This window comes from Serratia sp. Ae19-1 (genome assembly GCF_059801225.1).
Genome location: NZ_JBCHWD010000011.1, coordinates 19,194 through 34,356 on the forward strand (window position 1 = coordinate 19,194; position 15,163 = coordinate 34,356).

The 15,163-nt window shown below is 53.3% G+C and carries 20 protein-coding genes and 1 pseudogene; 17 read left to right on the forward strand and 4 right to left on the reverse strand.

Translation table 11 applies throughout. From position 1 onward, the window contains the following. Positions 1–15: 15 nt before the first annotated feature. Together AAIE04_RS23330 and AAIE04_RS23335 are read right to left on the reverse strand one after the other, a co-directional pair. Entirely contained in the window at positions 16–294 is a 279-nt protein-coding gene (locus AAIE04_RS23330) for a ribbon-helix-helix domain-containing protein (RefSeq protein ID WP_022650037.1), read from the reverse strand. Further along, entirely contained in the window at positions 294–932 is a 639-nt protein-coding gene (locus AAIE04_RS23335) for an AAA family ATPase (protein WP_047345412.1), read from the reverse strand. Before AAIE04_RS23335 ends, AAIE04_RS23330 begins: the two co-directional genes overlap by 1 nt. A gap of 236 nt (positions 933–1,168) precedes the next feature. Between AAIE04_RS23335 and parM the strand changes: the two genes are divergently transcribed. Beyond that, on the forward strand, positions 1,169–2,140 hold the full coding sequence (gene parM, locus AAIE04_RS23340) for a plasmid segregation protein ParM domain-containing protein (protein ID WP_049221677.1): 972 nt from the start codon (positions 1,169–1,171) through the stop codon (positions 2,138–2,140). 4 nt (positions 2,141–2,144) lie between these two features. Beyond that, positions 2,145–2,534, forward strand: coding sequence for a plasmid partitioning/stability family protein (locus tag AAIE04_RS23345; RefSeq protein ID WP_498577751.1), 390 nt, complete (start codon positions 2,145–2,147; stop codon positions 2,532–2,534). Positions 2,535–2,537: 3 nt separating this feature from the next. On the opposite strand, the gene AAIE04_RS23350 is transcribed toward AAIE04_RS23345, so the two are convergent. Further along, a complete protein-coding gene (locus tag AAIE04_RS23350; protein WP_498577752.1) occupies positions 2,538–3,809 on the reverse strand; it encodes a Y-family DNA polymerase in 1,272 nt (423 codons plus the stop codon). Further along, positions 3,809–4,237: a translesion error-prone DNA polymerase V autoproteolytic subunit gene (gene umuD / locus AAIE04_RS23355; RefSeq protein WP_045891864.1), complete on the reverse strand. Its 429-nt coding sequence runs from the start codon at positions 4,235–4,237 to the stop codon at positions 3,809–3,811. The genes AAIE04_RS23350 and umuD overlap by 1 nt, the downstream gene beginning before the upstream one ends. Before the next feature lie 367 nt (positions 4,238–4,604). On the opposite strand from umuD, the gene AAIE04_RS23360 reads away from it, so the two are divergent. The 15 genes and pseudogenes from AAIE04_RS23360 (at position 4,605) to AAIE04_RS23430 (ending at position 14,364) form a co-directional block, all read left to right on the forward strand. Further along, positions 4,605–5,072, forward strand: a complete 468-nt coding sequence (locus AAIE04_RS23360; protein WP_498577753.1) for a hypothetical protein — start codon at positions 4,605–4,607, stop codon at positions 5,070–5,072. A 396-nt stretch (positions 5,073–5,468) separates the two neighbouring features. After that, positions 5,469–6,161 carry a DNA methylase gene (locus tag AAIE04_RS23365; RefSeq protein WP_022650030.1) on the forward strand — a complete coding sequence of 231 codons (693 nt, stop codon included), beginning with the start codon at positions 5,469–5,471 and terminating at the stop codon, positions 6,159–6,161. After that, positions 6,158–6,379, forward strand: a complete 222-nt coding sequence (locus AAIE04_RS23370) for a YubE family protein (protein ID WP_498577754.1) — start codon at positions 6,158–6,160, stop codon at positions 6,377–6,379. Before AAIE04_RS23365 ends, AAIE04_RS23370 begins: the two co-directional genes overlap by 4 nt. A gap of 55 nt (positions 6,380–6,434) precedes the next feature. Next, positions 6,435–6,857, forward strand: coding sequence for a DUF1380 family protein (locus AAIE04_RS23375; RefSeq protein WP_045347629.1), 423 nt, complete (start codon positions 6,435–6,437; stop codon positions 6,855–6,857). 54 nt (positions 6,858–6,911) lie between these two features. Next, a complete protein-coding gene (locus tag AAIE04_RS23380) occupies positions 6,912–8,000 on the forward strand; it encodes a YubG family protein (protein WP_498577755.1) in 1,089 nt (362 codons plus the stop codon). A gap of 390 nt (positions 8,001–8,390) precedes the next feature. Continuing rightward, positions 8,391–8,891 carry an antirestriction protein ArdA gene (locus AAIE04_RS23385; protein WP_022650026.1) on the forward strand — a complete coding sequence of 167 codons (501 nt, stop codon included), beginning with the start codon at positions 8,391–8,393 and terminating at the stop codon, positions 8,889–8,891. A gap of 42 nt (positions 8,892–8,933) precedes the next feature. Continuing rightward, positions 8,934–9,125, forward strand: coding sequence for a hypothetical protein (locus AAIE04_RS23390; protein WP_022650025.1), 192 nt, complete (start codon positions 8,934–8,936; stop codon positions 9,123–9,125). Between the two features lie 162 nt (positions 9,126–9,287). Then, complete coding sequence (locus tag AAIE04_RS23395) at positions 9,288–9,542, forward strand: DNA polymerase III subunit theta (protein ID WP_022650024.1); 255 nt, start codon at positions 9,288–9,290, stop codon at positions 9,540–9,542. 697 nt (positions 9,543–10,239) lie between these two features. After that, complete coding sequence (locus AAIE04_RS23400; protein ID WP_032623592.1) at positions 10,240–10,485, forward strand: DUF905 family protein; 246 nt, start codon at positions 10,240–10,242, stop codon at positions 10,483–10,485. Between the two features lie 68 nt (positions 10,486–10,553). After that, entirely contained in the window at positions 10,554–12,539 is a 1,986-nt protein-coding gene (locus AAIE04_RS23405) for a ParB/RepB/Spo0J family partition protein (protein ID WP_498577756.1), read from the forward strand. Positions 12,540–12,581: 42 nt separating this feature from the next. Continuing rightward, entirely contained in the window at positions 12,582–13,004 is a 423-nt protein-coding gene (psiB, locus tag AAIE04_RS23410; protein ID WP_120784901.1) for a conjugation system SOS inhibitor PsiB, read from the forward strand. Continuing rightward, on the forward strand, positions 13,004–13,735 hold the full coding sequence (locus AAIE04_RS23415) for a plasmid SOS inhibition protein A (RefSeq protein ID WP_160251414.1): 732 nt from the start codon (positions 13,004–13,006) through the stop codon (positions 13,733–13,735). Before psiB ends, AAIE04_RS23415 begins: the two co-directional genes overlap by 1 nt. Continuing rightward, on the forward strand, positions 13,726–13,956 hold the full coding sequence (locus AAIE04_RS23420) for a hypothetical protein (protein WP_498577757.1): 231 nt from the start codon (positions 13,726–13,728) through the stop codon (positions 13,954–13,956). Before AAIE04_RS23415 ends, AAIE04_RS23420 begins: the two co-directional genes overlap by 10 nt. 191 nt (positions 13,957–14,147) lie before the next feature. Then, positions 14,148–14,297, forward strand: a pseudogene (locus AAIE04_RS23425) (DUF5431 family protein); the annotation flags it as partial. Then, complete coding sequence (locus AAIE04_RS23430) at positions 14,239–14,364, forward strand: type I toxin-antitoxin system Hok family toxin (RefSeq protein ID WP_223540704.1); 126 nt, start codon at positions 14,239–14,241, stop codon at positions 14,362–14,364. The pseudogene AAIE04_RS23425 and the gene AAIE04_RS23430, both read left to right, overlap by 59 nt. Positions 14,365–15,163 lie beyond the last annotated feature (799 nt).

The following is a 15,163-nucleotide window of genomic DNA, read 5'->3' on the forward strand; positions in this document are numbered from 1 at the left end:
GATGTAATATCGTTCTTACTCGCCAGTTTTCTGAAAGTAAAGTTCAAGGGCTTCTCTGACTATTGCACTGACGTTTTTAGGATCTTTCCCGTTACGCTTGTTCCGCAGTGCTATATCTTCGACCTTCACTAACATAGACTCCCCTAATGAGATTGTCGTGCGGCACTGTTTTTCAGGTTCCGGTTTTTCTGGTGCTCCGTAGGGTTTATCGGCAAGGCGCTGCGCGAGGGCTTCAGCTTGTTCTGCTGTGACACCTGTTCTGCTTGTCGCTTGCTGGCTCGGCTTTTTAACCATTATCCGAATACCTCTTTCATTAACTGCATAATTTCTGCTTTAGCCGCTTCATTATTCGTTTCTACGACACCAGTTCCATTGCTCATGCAATCTCGATAGACCTTGCGGAAACAGATTACTGTTTGCAGCGTTTCAATAGTTGGAAACTCTTCAAGGTATTCCAGAAACTCCTTCCGCTCATTTCCTCTAAGCACTGGGTTTGTTGTGGCCATGCTTTGTAAGCAATAGACCTTCAGTTCAGGGTTGAGATCACGCATAGCTTCAATCTGCTGAGCAAGTTCCGTCAATGTATCAAGGTCGGGCTGTGAGCATTGTAATGGTGCAATGATCTGATGTGCGACCACTCCACTAGTAATGAACTCTCTTGAGTTTCTGCCTGCCACATCCACTATTACATGATCATATTTTTCGTCTAATGCTCGAAGGGTTTGTGTCAGATTATCGAATTTTTCGATGAGCGTGAAAGTTGGCTCTATCCCCGATGCTTCACGCTCAGCATGGTGCTTAGCGGCAGTCCGTTGTAAGTCTCCATTTAACAGGCATACGTCTTGGCCCTCATGGGCTAGAGCTATTGCTAAGTTTGATGCCGTTGTAGTTTTACCTGAACCGCCTTTGTTTCCACCTACGACAGTAATCATTTCTGCCTCATAAATATGATGTGTGAAGTATGATTTATTTTGTCACATACGTAGTTATAGTCAACAACTGTAATCAAAAATATGAAATGTGAAGTATGATGTATGAATTATTTTTTAATAAATCATAAATATTACTTGTGTTTTAATATTTCATATTTATGATTTAATACTCAATCTGAGTGCTTAGGCACTTAAGCTCAATCATTTTTCTCAATTTGAGTATCAAGGGGTTCAGGATGAAAGTGTATTGTGATGATGGTTCTACAACTGTAAAACTTGCATGGCTCAACAATAAAAAACTTTATAAGTCATTGTCATCTAACTCTTTTCGTCAGGGTTGGAAGGTGGAAGGGATGGGCGTACGTCAGACCTTCAACTATGAGCTTGATGGTAAAAAATACACCTATGACGAAGTCAGTAATGAATCCATTCTTACTACTCATATTGAGTATCAGTATACCGATGTAAACGTTCTGGCGGTTCATCATGCACTTCTGAACAGCGGTCTGAAACCTCAGCCTGTCTCACTGACTGTGACCTTGCCTATCAGCGAGTTCTACACGAGGGATTGTCAGAAGAATGAGCTGAATATTCAGAGGAAAATCGACAACCTGATGCGTCCAGTCAAGTTGAACAAAGGCGAGGTGTTTACCATCGAGCACGTCGAAGTCATGCCAGAATCCTTGCCTGCCGTATTTGAACGTCTGGTGAAAGACAATGTAGGGCAGTTCGAAAAGTCTCTGGTGATTGACCTCGGTGGTACAACTCTCGACGTTGGCGTTATCGTTGGACAGTTCGACTCTGTCAGCGCGATACACGGAAACTCTGATATCGGCGTATCGCTGGTAACGAAGGCTGCACTCACGGCGTTAAAAATGGCATCCAGCAACACGAGCGCTATGGTCGCCGATGAACTTATCAAACAGCGTACAAACGCTGACTTCGTCCGTCAGGTTATTAACGATGAAAGCAAGACAGCACTGGTATTGGATACCATCGATAGCGCGATCGCTACACTGGGTGCCCAGGTTGTCGATGAGCTGGCAGGATTCAAGGACGTTAACCGGGTTTATATTGTTGGTGGCGGTGCCCCTCTGATCGAGGATGCTGTTAAAGCTGCATGGCATCATCTGGGCTCGAAGGTTGTCATGATGGATTCGCCGCAAACATCACTCGTTGAAGCCATCGCTGCATTTAAAGGGGAATAAGACTGTGAGCGATGAACGGAAGAAGTTAACGGTTTATCTTCATCCGGACCAGGTGGCGGATAATGTGTCTTTAGACATTATTGATTCTGTCCCACGGAACGATAGAGGGGATTTATATAGGAGGGCACTTATCTCCGGCTTAGCACTTCACCACCTCGACCCGCGGCTTCCTGGCTTACTAGCACAGTTGTTGGATAAGAGTTTCACGGCTGATAGCCTGGTAGGTTTAATCAGTCAGACAACGGGATGGAAGCCATCCCAGGCCAATATCCGTGATGTGCTTGCTGTACTGGGCGCGGGTAAATTTGATTCTGCAATCAAGCCTGAAATTGCTGAAGATGATGAGCAGCGCCGACTGGAAGAGGCCCGGGTCAAAATGAAAGACCTCTTCTGATACTCAAATTGAGGCTTTGGGGATATCGGACCACCTGGTCGTGTATGCCGGAGAAAGCATCTCTCTTTTCATTTGCCATTCTGGTGCAATTCCGCGGCCAGCAAACCATACCTTCCCGAGCCCTGAATGGTTTATACCATCCAGGGCTTTCATTAGATCCTCGCTTCGTTCCTGCGGCTTAACGTCATCGAAAAGATTTAACTGTGCTACTCCCGTAGGGGTGAAATCATTCAGCATTACGCCAGCCTTTGCATATCGATGCCCGTCGAGCCAGATACGGTCCAGGGCCTTTACTGAGGCATTAATGATGTCCCGGGTGTCACGGGTAGGCACGAGAAGCTTTTCACTGGCCACGTTGCCGTAATACGCTTCGTTGACTGCGAAAGGGGAGGTTTTGATAAAGACCGATATGTGCCGGCAGAACTGATGCTCTCCCCGCAATTTTTCAGCAGCGCGTTCGGCGTACTGGCAGATAGCCTGCCGCAACGCTTCGTAAGTCGTGATGCGCTCCCCGAATGATCGGCTGCAGACAATCTGCTGCTTCGCGGGTGGTGCCTCTTCGAGAGATATACAGGCCTCACCGTTCAGCTCGCGTACGGTTCGCTCTAGCACCACGGTAAAGTTCTTGCGTATAAAGGAAGGATTCATGCGCGCCAGCTGTAGCGCAGTCGTCACGCCGTATGTATTCAGCTTTTTGCCTATGCGTCGACCAACCCCCCAGATTTCCTCCACTGGCTGCAATGAGAGCAGTTTCTCCGTCCTACGGAGGTTGCCAGTGGTAAGGGCCAGTACGCCCCCGAATTGAGGCCACTCCTTAGAAGCCCATTGCGCTGATTTTGCTAGAGTTTTTGTTGGGCCCATCCCGACGCCAATTGTCAGTCCGGTTCCGATGAGGACATGCTCGCGCAGCTGCCGTCCGAAATCTTCAAAGTCGGTACAGCCATCGATGCCGCGAATGTCCAGGAACATCTCGTCGATACTATACTGCTCAACGCGGGGCGCCAGTTCTTCCAGATGTGCCATGACCCGGTTGCTCAGACTCGCGTAAAGCTCATAATTGCTGGAAAACGTAATAATTTTCTCCGGGAACTGCATTGCCTTCAGCTGGAACCAGGGGATCCCCATTTTGATCCCAAGCCGCTTCGCTTCCTTCGATCTGGCTATTACACAACCATCGTTATTGCTAAGAACGACCACTGGTTTATCACGCAAGTCAGGACGAAAGACTTTCTCACAACTCGCATAGAAGCTGTTCACATCTGCGAGGGCGAACATTAGTCATGTCCCCGGGTTTTGTGTACAAAGGCAGTTACAACACCGAAAATTTGTAGCTGCTCAGGTTCTGGCCACAGAGTAGGGTAGGCTGGATTCATTGCCTGCAACCCTGGCCTCGGTTTCAACAGTAATCGCTTGACAGTAAATTCACCTTCAATCTCAGCAATAACGATATCGCCGTGGTGTGCCTTTTCGGCTTTATCAACGATCATCAGATCGCCAGAATGTAGCCCTATATCAGTCATGGAATTACCAATAGCTCGCACAAAATATGTCGAACTGGGCCGGGATATACAGTAATCGTTGAGGTCAAGTTCGGCTTCGACATAGTCCTGGGCCGGGGACGGGAACCCCGCCGGACACCTCTCGCTATAAAGAGGGATGGGGATAATTTCTGGCTCGCAATCGACACGCAATAATTCAAACATAGGCACCTCAGGACTGTATTTATATACAGTATTATTGCTTTATTGAGTGTACTTTCAAGTTTTTGCTTTGCCCATTTTTTTAACTCTCTGTTGCTTAAAGAAGTTCCCCGCCGTGCCTTCACTTTAGCCCGAACGCTGCAAATGCAAGGGTTCGCTACGCCTCCATCTTCGCCCGGTCGCAGTGATTTATTGCTTCATGCCGTTCTTCCCGTCGTTCTCCCGCTCAATATTCGCGGGAGAACCGTCCAGACCGTCATCGCTGTTTATCTGCGCTGCCGCCTGCGGTGTCGCCCCTGCATTCTCCGCTCGCAGTCAGGCTGTCGTGTCGGCACGGCGCAACTGGGTGCCGGATGCTGAGGATACAACCATGTTCAGACTGACCTGTATTGAACTCAATAACGGCGAATTTGCCGTGTATATCAACAACCATTATCTGTGGAGTGAGGATGCCAGCGGGGAACGACTCTACATGGGTGAGGTGCTGGAGCAGCTTTCCCTGATGCCGGGTGTGGAAACCTGCACTATTCAAGAGGCAGTTCCGGAGGACGAAGAGTGGTGCTGGAATGACATTGCCGATCGCGTGCTGCCGCCGCTATTTGCCAGCCGCGAGGGTGTAACCGTGGCAGCTCTCATCGCGCGATTACAGCAGTATCCGCCGGATGCACTGTGTATGGGAACGTTCTGGCTGGCTGATGACTTTCTGTCCCTTAATGACAGCCTGACAGAGGGGGAGATTGCTGATGCTATGCGTGTCTGTTACCACAGCCATGATGCCTGCATAGGTTTTAACTGGGACACATTGCAGTTCGCTATCGACCAGGTAAAGGGGCGCTGACAGAAGAAAGGGCGCCACCGGCCGGAGGCGTCCCAAAATATACCAGGCTTATGATCCTACAAAGTGGTGTACTGACACGCACTTATGGTCATTCTGTCATACACGGGAGGCGCCTTCAGCTACCAGAATCAGTACCAAAGGATGTCGGTGCCCTCCGCCTTTCTGCCGCCAGTCGGCGGCGTGTTCAACGCCGTGCCTTCACGCTAACCCGGCCGCTGCGGTCGCAAGGGTTCACGTTGTCTCCGTCCTCACCCGTTCGCACCTTTCACGGCGCATTCAGCCCGTGAAAGGCTTGCGCTGCGGCTTGCGGCGTCGCCCCTGCGCCCTCCGCTCAGAGCCGGGTTTTTGTGGCGGCACGGCGCAACAGGGTGCCGCATATCAGAGAGGAGTGTGTCTATGTCCCGTTATATCCTGGGTGACTGCGTGCAGGTGATGTCCCGTTTTCCGGCACGTGCCGTTGATTTTATTCTTACCGATCCCCCGTATCTGGTTGGCTTTAAGGACCGTACCGGCCGCACTCTGGCCGGGGACAATTCGTCGGAATGGCTTCAGCCAGCGTGCCACGAAATGTACCGCGTACTCAAAAACGACAGTCTGATGGTGAGCTTTTACGCATGGAACCGCGCAGATCTGTTTCTCAATGCGTGGAAATCGGCCGGGTTCCGTGTTGTTGGCCATATCGTTTTTGCGAAGAGTTATGCCTCCAAATCAACGTTCGTGGGCTACACCCATGAGAACGCTTACCTGCTCGCGAAGGGGCGACCGCAAACCCCGGACCGCCCCATCCCGGACGTGATCCCCTGGAAATACACGGGCAACCGACACCATCCGACGGAGAAGCCGGTGCAGAGCCTGCGGCCACTGATTGAATCGCTCACGCGTCCGGGGGCCATTGTCCTTGACCCGTTCGCCGGCAGCGGCTCTACCTGCGTGGCCGCCGCCGAAGCCAGCCGCCGCTATATCGGGATCGAGATGCTTGAGCAGTACCACGCCGCCGGCGTTCGCCGTCTGGCACAGGTTGAACGGGCGAGAAGGATGCCGGCGGCCAATGACGGTACGTTTTACCCTGATTATCCGGAGGCGGCATGAACTACTCGGGCCTTGAATCCCTGCGCGCGGACGTGGCCGCGCTCAGCAATGCCATGTGTGACGTGCGGATGCTGCTGAACCGCCTCGAATCTCAGCACCGGCACGACGCGGCAACGCTGGCTGAACGTATGGCCGCCCAGACCCTGCGCCGGATCAACACCCTGCTTCTGGAAGCCTACCGCGAAGCCCTGGTGCTGGACGAAACCTTTCAGGACTGACTGACCCTGCCGGGCTGATGCCCGGCCTGTAACCACTTACGAAAGAGATAAAAAGATGTACGGAACCCGCAAAGAACTTTGTGTACAGCTTGAAACCATGTTCACGTCTGACGAACCCCTGGTCCTGCTGGTCTGGACGGAAGAGGGGATTAGCGTGGCCTGCCGTGAAACCCAGCCAGAACCGGACGAGGCTGAAATCCGGGCGGTGATGAAGGCGCTTGGTGAAATGAAAATGACGCAATACCGCCAGGAGGGGGTAAATAATCTGACTATCAGCGATCTCCTGACCCATCAGCGGGAAGCGGCAAACCGTCAGGTGAGTGTACCGGCAGCTTTACTTGCACGCGTCCTGCGCGACTATGAGTGTGAGCTGGAGCATCGCGCCGGAATGGCCTGGGAGGCCGGGCGGCCTGAACCCGATTCCGTAAAGGAAGCAAGGAATGACGTCTACGCACTGAAAGACGCGCTGGTAGCCTGAGAACGGGCCGGGGGAGCGTCCCCGGCAACCGGTGACAATTCACAGCGAAAGAGGATGTCGTTAACTCCGCTTTTTATGCCGCGCTGGCGCGGCGGAAGTGAGCGCCGTGCCTTCACTTTAGCCCGAACGCTGCAAATGCAAGGGTTCGCTACGCCGCCATCCTCGCCCGGTCGCAGTGATTTATTGCTTCATGCCGTTCTTCCCGTCGTTCTCCCGCTCAATATTCGCGGGAGAACCGTCCAGACCGTCATCGCTTTTTATCTGCGCTGCGGCCTCCGGTGTCGCCCCTGCATTTTCCGCTCGATGTCGGGCTGTCGTGTCGGCACGGCGAAGACGTCGCCGCATTCAGAAGAGGAGAATATCATGACCATTGCTTACCGCTTTATGCACCGTCATACCCGAAACACGCTTGTAGCCCGCGGCTGGCCAGCCAACATGGATATCGATACAAGCCTGAATTACTCCAGAGGAGAAGGCGTTGCGTTCTATGGCCAGCTCGATGCTTTACAGTTGCAGCGTCTGTTACCTGAGATTGCACTGCGTGGTTTGATGTCCGATCAGGCAATGAAGGTGCTGCTGCCATTACTGGCAGGAAGTGAACTGATTGTCCGCCTTTATCGTAATTCGCTGGGGCATCGTAAGGCTCATGCCGGAACCATTTCGCTTGAATATGATAATTGCCCTGAAGGTATGTCCACGAAACATATCCTCTGTCTGCTGAAAGCCCTGCGTGATGAGATTAACCACGTCTGTAGCTGCGTGGCATCCGCCGGATACCGCCTGATGGAAGCCTTGCGCCCCGCCGCTGAACCGCTGGTATTTACCCGCCGAACCCGTAATTTCCTCCTGACAGTAACGGAAGTGGAGCAGGTGCAGGATGATGCGCAGTGGGATAATGAGACGCTCGACGCCCGTCTTAAAGCGGTACTCGACGGGAAGGAAACCTTTCGCCGTCTGCAAATCCGTCTGGAATGCAATGGCCGTACAGTCGGGCAGACCCACGTGCCTTATGCCCTTCGTCACCCTGACAGCCCATCCCGCGACTGGTTTGACAGACACTGGCTGCGGGATGTGGTCAGCAGCGCACGAACCGAGATTGACGCGATGATGAAATCCTTCTCCGGCATCCGGATTGCCGCCTGATTTTGGGCGGGGCAGTGCGCCCCGCCTTATTGCGAAAAGGATGTCGCACGCTCCGCTTTACCGGCGCCCCCTCCACGATGTTACCGGGACGCAGGTGAAAACGTCCGTGCGGTCTGCGGCTAACGCCGTGCCTTCACTTTAGCCCGATCGCTTCAGATGCAAGGGTTCGCTCCGCCGCCATCCTCGCCCGGTCGCAGATTTTTACGCCTGATGCCGTTCTTCCCGTCGTTCTCCCGCTCAATATTCGCGGGAGAACCGTCCAGACCGTCATCGCTTTTTATCTGCGCTGCGGCCTCCGGTGTCGCCCCTGCATCTTCCGCTCGAAGTCGGGCTGTCGTGTCGGCACGGCGTAAGCCGGAACTCAGACGACACAGACACTGGAGGAGTTTTATGAACACTACCACCCCGGCGATTTATGTAGGTACATACCACAAATACAACTGCGGTAGCCTCTACGGTAAATGGTTTGACCTCACCGACTTTGATGATAAAGCAGAGTTTCTGGAAGCCTGCAACGAGCTGCACGCCAATGAATCCGACCCGGAACTCATGTTCCAGGACTGGGAAGGGATCCCGTCAGCATTTGCATCCGAATCTTCCGTTGACTGGAATTTCATTGAAGCCTACAAGCGCGCAGTAGAAGACGGTATGGATGCTGCATTTATTGCCTGGGTGGAATACTCCGGAGAGTGTGATTATGACGCCTTCGAGGATGCTTATTGCGGAGAAGCTGAGAGCGAAGAGGACTACGCCTGGACTATGGCAGAAGAGTGCGGCCTTCTCAATGACATTCCGGAATCGCTGCGTTGCTATTTCGATATGGGAGCCTGGGCGCGGGATTTGTTCCTGGATGGTCTGGTATTTCTGGATGGCTACGTGTTCAACGGTTGATGTCAGAGGCGGGGCAGGGCCCCGCCACAAAGGAGAATAAAAATGAAACTTGATCCACAGACCCGTGACATCCTGCGTCAGTACAAAAATATAATTAACGCCCGTCGACGTGAAAATGGTCAACGGGAATTAAGAACGGAGCAGGTGATCGACGAAATATGCTATTACATGACCTGCCAGCGTGCGGTGTATATCGGCGGTCATTTCATTTTGCAGGGTGGAAAAGGTAACTGATAACCTGGCAGGCGGTATCATCCGCCTGTTAGCCCGCGCGAAAAACCCTGGCAGGCTTTGCCTGCCGGCGGTTGTTACCGCGCCTGCGGCGCAGCTACAAACGGCCCCGGCAGAAAAAGTCAGCAACGATCTCGTTGCAGGCGCGTGAAAGAGAGGAAAAACATGAGCGAATTTAATCTTTCGGTACGTTCAAAAGAGGATCAGGACAGGATCGCCGTAGACCTGGCCGCGTCAGGTGTGGCATTTAAAGAGCGGCTAAATCAGCCAGTGGTGCCGGAAATTGTGGCACGAGAGGTGCCCGAAGAGCTTCGCGAATATTTTCTGGAAAGGTTGCGCCATTACCGCCAGCTTAGCCAGCAGTTGCCGAAAGCCAGCGACCCACAATATTCAGAAATGGCCGAGGCAAATAAAAAGTAATTTTTTCAGTAAGATATGCTGTAAATCAAACTCATTGCCTTTGTTGCAGTGGGCGTCCGGGCGGGCTGTCATGCTTCGCACAGAGCCAGCAAAGCTGTCTCTGCCCGGCCCCTGCGGGGCAGCGGGTGTCCATCCCATGACGCAACCCCCATCGCTTGCAGCAGCCGTTCCGGCTGCGCCGCTCAGTCGCGCCGTTTCCTGCGCTCCCTGCATCACGCCGTAAATACCCCGTCGTGATGTAGGGGGCAATGTCGTTTCGCCGCGCGCGGCTTCCCGTCATTGCGGCGTGTCCCTGCCCATTCCATCCGGTCCTTTTACACCCCTTTGAGTCCCTCCTCCGGGTGCTGAGACCGCCACAGTCCTCGTGGCTGTCCAGGGTGAATGCTGACGCACGGCCACCAAAACTTTTTGCAGGCAAAAACTTTTTGCGTCCGCCCCGGACATCTGCCTCGGCCGGTGTCGTTTACGCACCTGCGGCGAAGGTTCTCAAACGGGTGATGTTTTATCCCCCGGGAAAGTTCAGCAGGTTCCCGCGAAACGTCAAAACCGCGGCTCCCGTAACTCAACGGGTGATGGGTTTTAAAACCAGCCACTTTTTTAAAGGAAGTATTCAGTGGGAAAAACATTACAGAAATTTCTGAATCAGCCAGTGCTGCTGCGCGAACCCACCGCCGAAGAAAACGAACTGGCGGCTCTGTTGAATGGCAGTACCGTCACTGCACCCGTGGTGCTGCCTCAGGGGCCGTTTACCCGTGAAGAGGCGACCGCTCTGGTGGCGCAGTACACCAACGTCAGTATTGAGAACGATCAGGGTACTTATTTTCAGCTTGTTGTGCGGGGTGAAGAAGGGTTTTTGACGAAGTGCGCGTGGAACTTTGAGAACGACGTGGGGGCATTGCTTAACCGCGCTCTTGCCAGTTACAGAGCCAGAAAACAGCAGTAAGAAGGTGCCCTGTCGGAGCTGTCACTCCGCAGGGCAAGACAATCATTAATACTGAGAGGTACTAAATCATGACAGTTGCAGATGTTAAATCAAAAGCACCAAAAAAAACCAGTAAGAATAAAACTGCCGGAAACGAGGCGCTGAAAACTGCCCTCGATGCGGCAGTCATTGAGTATGTTCCGCTGACCGATCTCATTAAATCACCGCTGAACGTGCGCACGATTCCCTACACCACCGAGAGCGTTAAGCGACTGGCTAACTCCATTGAAAGCCTCGGACTGCTTCACAATCTGGTTGTCCATGCCCTGCCCGAGGGAAAATACGGTGTGGCAGCAGGTGGTCGGCGTCTGACTGCGCTGACGCTCATGTCTGAAATGGGGCGTATCAAACCGGATTATCAGGTTCCGGTTAAACGTGTCAGCGACGAGCTTGCTGTTGAGGCTTCTTACGCCGAGAACAACGAGCTTGAAACCATGCACCCTGCCGAGCAGATCACAGCGTTTGGTACGCTGGCGGCGCAGGGAAAAACTCCCGCGCAGATTGGTGAGGTGCTTGGGTACGGTTCCCGCCACGTCCAGCGCATGCTCAAACTTGCCAGTCTTGCCCCGTCACTGCTTGCACTTCTGGCAGAAGGTCAGCTTGATGTTGAACAGTGTCAGGTGTTGTGTCTTGAAAGCGATCCTGAGCGTCAGGTTGCTGTTTACGAAAGCGTAAAGGAGGAATGGGGACGCACTACCGTAAACGCACTTAAAAATCGTATTACGGAAAGTGAAATTTCTGTCTCGCATCCACGTTTCGCATTTATCGGGCGGGAAGTTTATGAAGCCGCAGGCGGAATTGTCCGTGAAGATCTGTTCAGTGAGCAGGAAGGGGACGGAACAGTAGACAGTCTGCTTGTTGAACGTCTGGTACTGGAAAAACTTGAATTGATCGCTCAGGAAATCCATCAAAAAGAGGGCTGGATGTGGGGTACCGGACGTCTGGCTGCAATTAACCTTTACGGACCTGACGGAAAGGACTACCGCATTCTGCCGGAGCCAGATGCAATCTACAGCGAAGATGACAGCCGCCGTATCGATGAACTGTCCGACAAATTTAACGCTCTGGATCCTGACAGTGATGAAGCCGAGGCCATTAGCAGCGAAATATCCCTCATTGAACATGCCGCTGAGCTTCGTGGGTGGACAGAAGATCTGAAAGCAAAATCAGGCGTGGTGGTGAGCTTCATGCACGGTGCGCTTCGTATTCAGCGTGGTATATGCCGCATGTCTGATTTACCTGACCATGACAGTAACGGAGAGGATTCCGCGCAGTCTCCTGCCGTGACTCATATGCATCGACCTGATGCAGCAGAAGGGATCAGCATCCCGCTGCTCACCAAAATGTCATCCGAGCGCACTCTGGCGGTACAGGCCGCGCTGATGCAGCAACCTGAAAAGGCTGTGGCGCTTATGGTCTGGCGTATGTGTACCTGCGTTTTTGCTGGATGTGTGACCACGCCGCATCCGTTCCGTATCAACCTGACCGTTTCTCACAGCAGCCTCACTGAGAACGCCCCGTCCGGTAAAGAGGGCGCAGCGTTTGAAGCCCTGATGACCGAAAAAGAGCGCCTGAAAACCCTGCTGCCGACAGGATGGGAGAAGGACTTCACGACCTTCTTCGCCCTGAACGGAGAGGTACTGATGTCATTGCTGGCCTTCTGTGCGGCTTGTTCCGTAGATGGTGTACAGACGCGTGATAATGGACACACATCACGCAGCCCTCTCGATACGGTTGAGGCCGCGATAGGTTTTCACCTTCGCGACTGGTGGCAGCCTACAAAAGAGAACTACTTCGGTAGCCTGAAACATTCACAGATAGTCACTTCACTTAAAGATGCAGGTCTGACTGGTGCCGCTGCTGACGCAGAAAAAATGAAGAAAGGCGACGCGGCAGTGCATGCGGAGTTCTTTATGAAGCAGAACCGTTGGGTTCCTGCATGGTTACAGTCACCGCAGCCTGATGCAAAAGACAGCACCGATACCGACACTGACAACGCGGCAATTGCCGCCTGATAAGGATAGCCGCCCTGCGGGGCGGCAATAAGGAGATATCTGATGAATATGCCAAACTTTAAGCTTTCCTCCATGATCGGTGAAGATTTCGAAACCTGCCGCGCCGCTGGTTACTCCTACCGCCGCGAGATGACACACGCTGTTATGGGGGCACTGAGTGCGCCTGCAAACTGGGATGTTAACGGAGAGTATCGTAGCGAGTTCGGGGGCCTATTTCCCGTGCAGATCCGTTTTTCGCCCACTCATGGCCGATTTGAAGTGGTTCTGTGTAGTCCTGGTGAGTTTAGTCAGGACTGGATCATGCTGTTGGTATGGAGAAAAGGGCAGGAAGTATCCTGTATCCGCTCATGCCCACAATTTGACGCTGCTGTGATAAACCATGTGCTGAGCCTGACCAGCAGGCTGGACAGTGATGGGTACTCAATATTCGATATTCTCTCAACGCTGCGCATGGAGGTGGCCTGATGATTCCTCGTCACCTTTCTCTTGTCACGCAACTGCCGGAGCGTGAGGCAGCATTACGAGCCATTATTGCCGTAGAAGAGGGGGGCGGGCAGTACGGAAGCCGACACCCGCAGCCGTATCCCTATGCCAGAACATTTTTCCGGTTCCTGACTGGTAGCAGTAAAATTAGCGGAAAGGCGATCAACCAGGTGCGCGGGGCGTACTGGCTGAAGGGCGATAAAATTTCTCTGGCCCGATATGAAGAGGCGTTTGACATACTGATCAGTAGCCGCGGTCGCCTGTGTTACCCTCCGCTCGGTAGGGACATGGTGCAGAACCTGTTTCCGGAGCAGGCGTTCAGCATCAGAGAGCGCCACACGCAGCGGGAAGTGCGCGAGGATAATCTTTATTCCCGTCAGGAATCACGGCGACACCGTGAAAAGGAAGAGAAGTACCAGAACCGCGTGGGGCAGGCTGAAATCGACCTGGCATTTCAGACACCGGAGACACTGCGTGCATGGTATGAGTTCTGGTCCCAGCAGGATATACGGGACTATGACATCCAGCGAATGTTGTGGGCGTGGACGGAACGCAGCCCGTCACTATCTCATCTGGTGAAGGCTTACTACGACCGTGCGCATGAGATTGTACTTGATGTACATGATGTGGCGGAGTCTTCGACACCGGCGGAAAAAGAGCTTGAACGGTGGATGGTACCAAACAAAATTACGCTGAGGTCGGTATGGCCGTAAGAAACAACCCGTGGAAAACAGAGCTGAAGGTAGCCCGCAGCCAGCGTAATAAGCTGAAAACCATGTCGGAAAAGCTGAAAGACATGTGCTGTGAGTGGGACGGGTTAAGCGGCTGGCTGGAAACAGAAAGTGAGCGACTCGCAGAAAGCATTGATCAGCATCTTGAGGCGCTCGACGAACAGATATACGCCTGGTCTACCGGCAAAAGTGAGCCTGAGTAAATCAGACAAAGGTGAAGATTTATCCAGTAATCAGGCTGTTATTCCTGGGCAGAATCGGCTCGTCGGGATATAATGGCGATGGCGCTTGAGGCTTTTTGCCTCATGACGTGAAGGTGGTTTGTTGCCGTGTTGTGTGGCAGAAAGCAGAAAGCCCCGAAGTTAATTCTCATTAACCACGAGGCTTAATCTGTATGCCTGAACAACATCAGATTAGCCGCTTACCTGCCGAAAGGCAAGGAGAAGTAAGCTATGAAACTGCCACGAAGTACCCTGCTCTGGTGTGTGTTGATAGTGTGTCTCACACTGCTGATATTCACTTACCTGACACGGAAATCGCTCTGCGAAATCCGGTACAGGGACACGAACAGGGAGGTGGCGGCTTTTATGGCCTACGAATCCGGTAAGTAAGCTACCTGGAGGCGGGGGAAACCCCGCCTTTTCAGGGCTGAGTTGCTCTGACATACCTGAAGCGCCTTTATGAAGGGGTTGCCGGTTCGCCGTCAGCCCCTTTTTCCTTCCTGACGCGACCGCACGCCTGAACCTCCGGGAAGGGCTGTTCCCCTGCGGGGAACGGGGGAAGGGGGACGCGCCTCCGGCGCTGCCCCTCTGCTCCCTCCGGTTAGTCCTGTTAATACACGCTGTTGTGATTAGTCTGCTGAAGCTTTTCTTCAGGCAGGGCTTCACCGTGTGCCTCACCCTTACCGTTTTGAACTATTTCCTGCCGGTTAATTTTCTCAGCAGCAGTTCCGTGATGGCCAGAACCAGAAAGACGGGCAGGGCAATGGCCACCTTCGGCTCCTGGCCCGCGTGGCGGTCCAGTCGTCGAGCCCCACTCCGCCAGGCAGCTGCTTACGCACCAGCCAGTCTCCGCCGAACCCGCAAGCGGTTTCGGGCTATCGCTAGGGTCTGATGGCAAAGGTCAACAACTGCGGCTTCTCCGGCCGTACCGTCCGGAACGCCTTCACCGCGCCGGCAAAGCCGTCGCTCTAATGGCGACACGCCGTTCCGACGTGTCGGGTGTGTGCAATCCTGTTCACCCGCGTGAGTCCATCCCCCGTGTGTCCTCACGCGGAGGGCTGGTCGTAGCACCGTCAGGTCGTCATCCAAAGGGTTAAATGAACGCCGCCAAAACTTTTTGCAGGGGACTGCAAAAACTTTTGTCTGCGCCCTTTTCCTGCCGCCCCGCCGTCGCTCCTTTGCCCTTTGC

What these genes read in the sequence shown, in the direction of transcription:
- AAIE04_RS23330 (WP_022650037.1), bottom strand. Translation starts at nt 294, where the DNA reads ATGGTTAAAAAGCCGAGCCAGCAAGCGACAAGCAGAACAGGTGTCACA.
- AAIE04_RS23335 (WP_047345412.1), bottom strand. Translation starts at nt 932, where the DNA reads ATGATTACTGTCGTAGGTGGAAACAAAGGCGGTTCAGGTAAAACTACA.
- parM (WP_049221677.1), top strand. Translation starts at nt 1,169, where the DNA reads ATGAAAGTGTATTGTGATGATGGTTCTACAACTGTAAAACTTGCATGG.
- AAIE04_RS23350 (WP_498577752.1), bottom strand. Translation starts at nt 3,809, where the DNA reads ATGTTCGCCCTCGCAGATGTGAACAGCTTCTATGCGAGTTGTGAGAAA.
- umuD (WP_045891864.1), bottom strand. Translation starts at nt 4,237, where the DNA reads ATGTTTGAATTATTGCGTGTCGATTGCGAGCCAGAAATTATCCCCATC.
- AAIE04_RS23360 (WP_498577753.1), top strand. Translation starts at nt 4,605, where the DNA reads ATGTTCAGACTGACCTGTATTGAACTCAATAACGGCGAATTTGCCGTG.
- AAIE04_RS23365 (WP_022650030.1), top strand. Translation starts at nt 5,469, where the DNA reads ATGTCCCGTTATATCCTGGGTGACTGCGTGCAGGTGATGTCCCGTTTT.
- AAIE04_RS23370 (WP_498577754.1), top strand. Translation starts at nt 6,158, where the DNA reads ATGAACTACTCGGGCCTTGAATCCCTGCGCGCGGACGTGGCCGCGCTC.
- AAIE04_RS23375 (WP_045347629.1), top strand. Translation starts at nt 6,435, where the DNA reads ATGTACGGAACCCGCAAAGAACTTTGTGTACAGCTTGAAACCATGTTC.
- AAIE04_RS23380 (WP_498577755.1), top strand. Translation starts at nt 6,912, where the DNA reads ATGTCGTTAACTCCGCTTTTTATGCCGCGCTGGCGCGGCGGAAGTGAG.
- AAIE04_RS23385 (WP_022650026.1), top strand. Translation starts at nt 8,391, where the DNA reads ATGAACACTACCACCCCGGCGATTTATGTAGGTACATACCACAAATAC.
- AAIE04_RS23390 (WP_022650025.1), top strand. Translation starts at nt 8,934, where the DNA reads ATGAAACTTGATCCACAGACCCGTGACATCCTGCGTCAGTACAAAAAT.
- AAIE04_RS23395 (WP_022650024.1), top strand. Translation starts at nt 9,288, where the DNA reads ATGAGCGAATTTAATCTTTCGGTACGTTCAAAAGAGGATCAGGACAGG.
- AAIE04_RS23405 (WP_498577756.1), top strand. Translation starts at nt 10,554, where the DNA reads ATGACAGTTGCAGATGTTAAATCAAAAGCACCAAAAAAAACCAGTAAG.
- psiB (WP_120784901.1), top strand. Translation starts at nt 12,582, where the DNA reads ATGAATATGCCAAACTTTAAGCTTTCCTCCATGATCGGTGAAGATTTC.
- AAIE04_RS23415 (WP_160251414.1), top strand. Translation starts at nt 13,004, where the DNA reads ATGATTCCTCGTCACCTTTCTCTTGTCACGCAACTGCCGGAGCGTGAG.
- AAIE04_RS23420 (WP_498577757.1), top strand. Translation starts at nt 13,726, where the DNA reads ATGGCCGTAAGAAACAACCCGTGGAAAACAGAGCTGAAGGTAGCCCGC.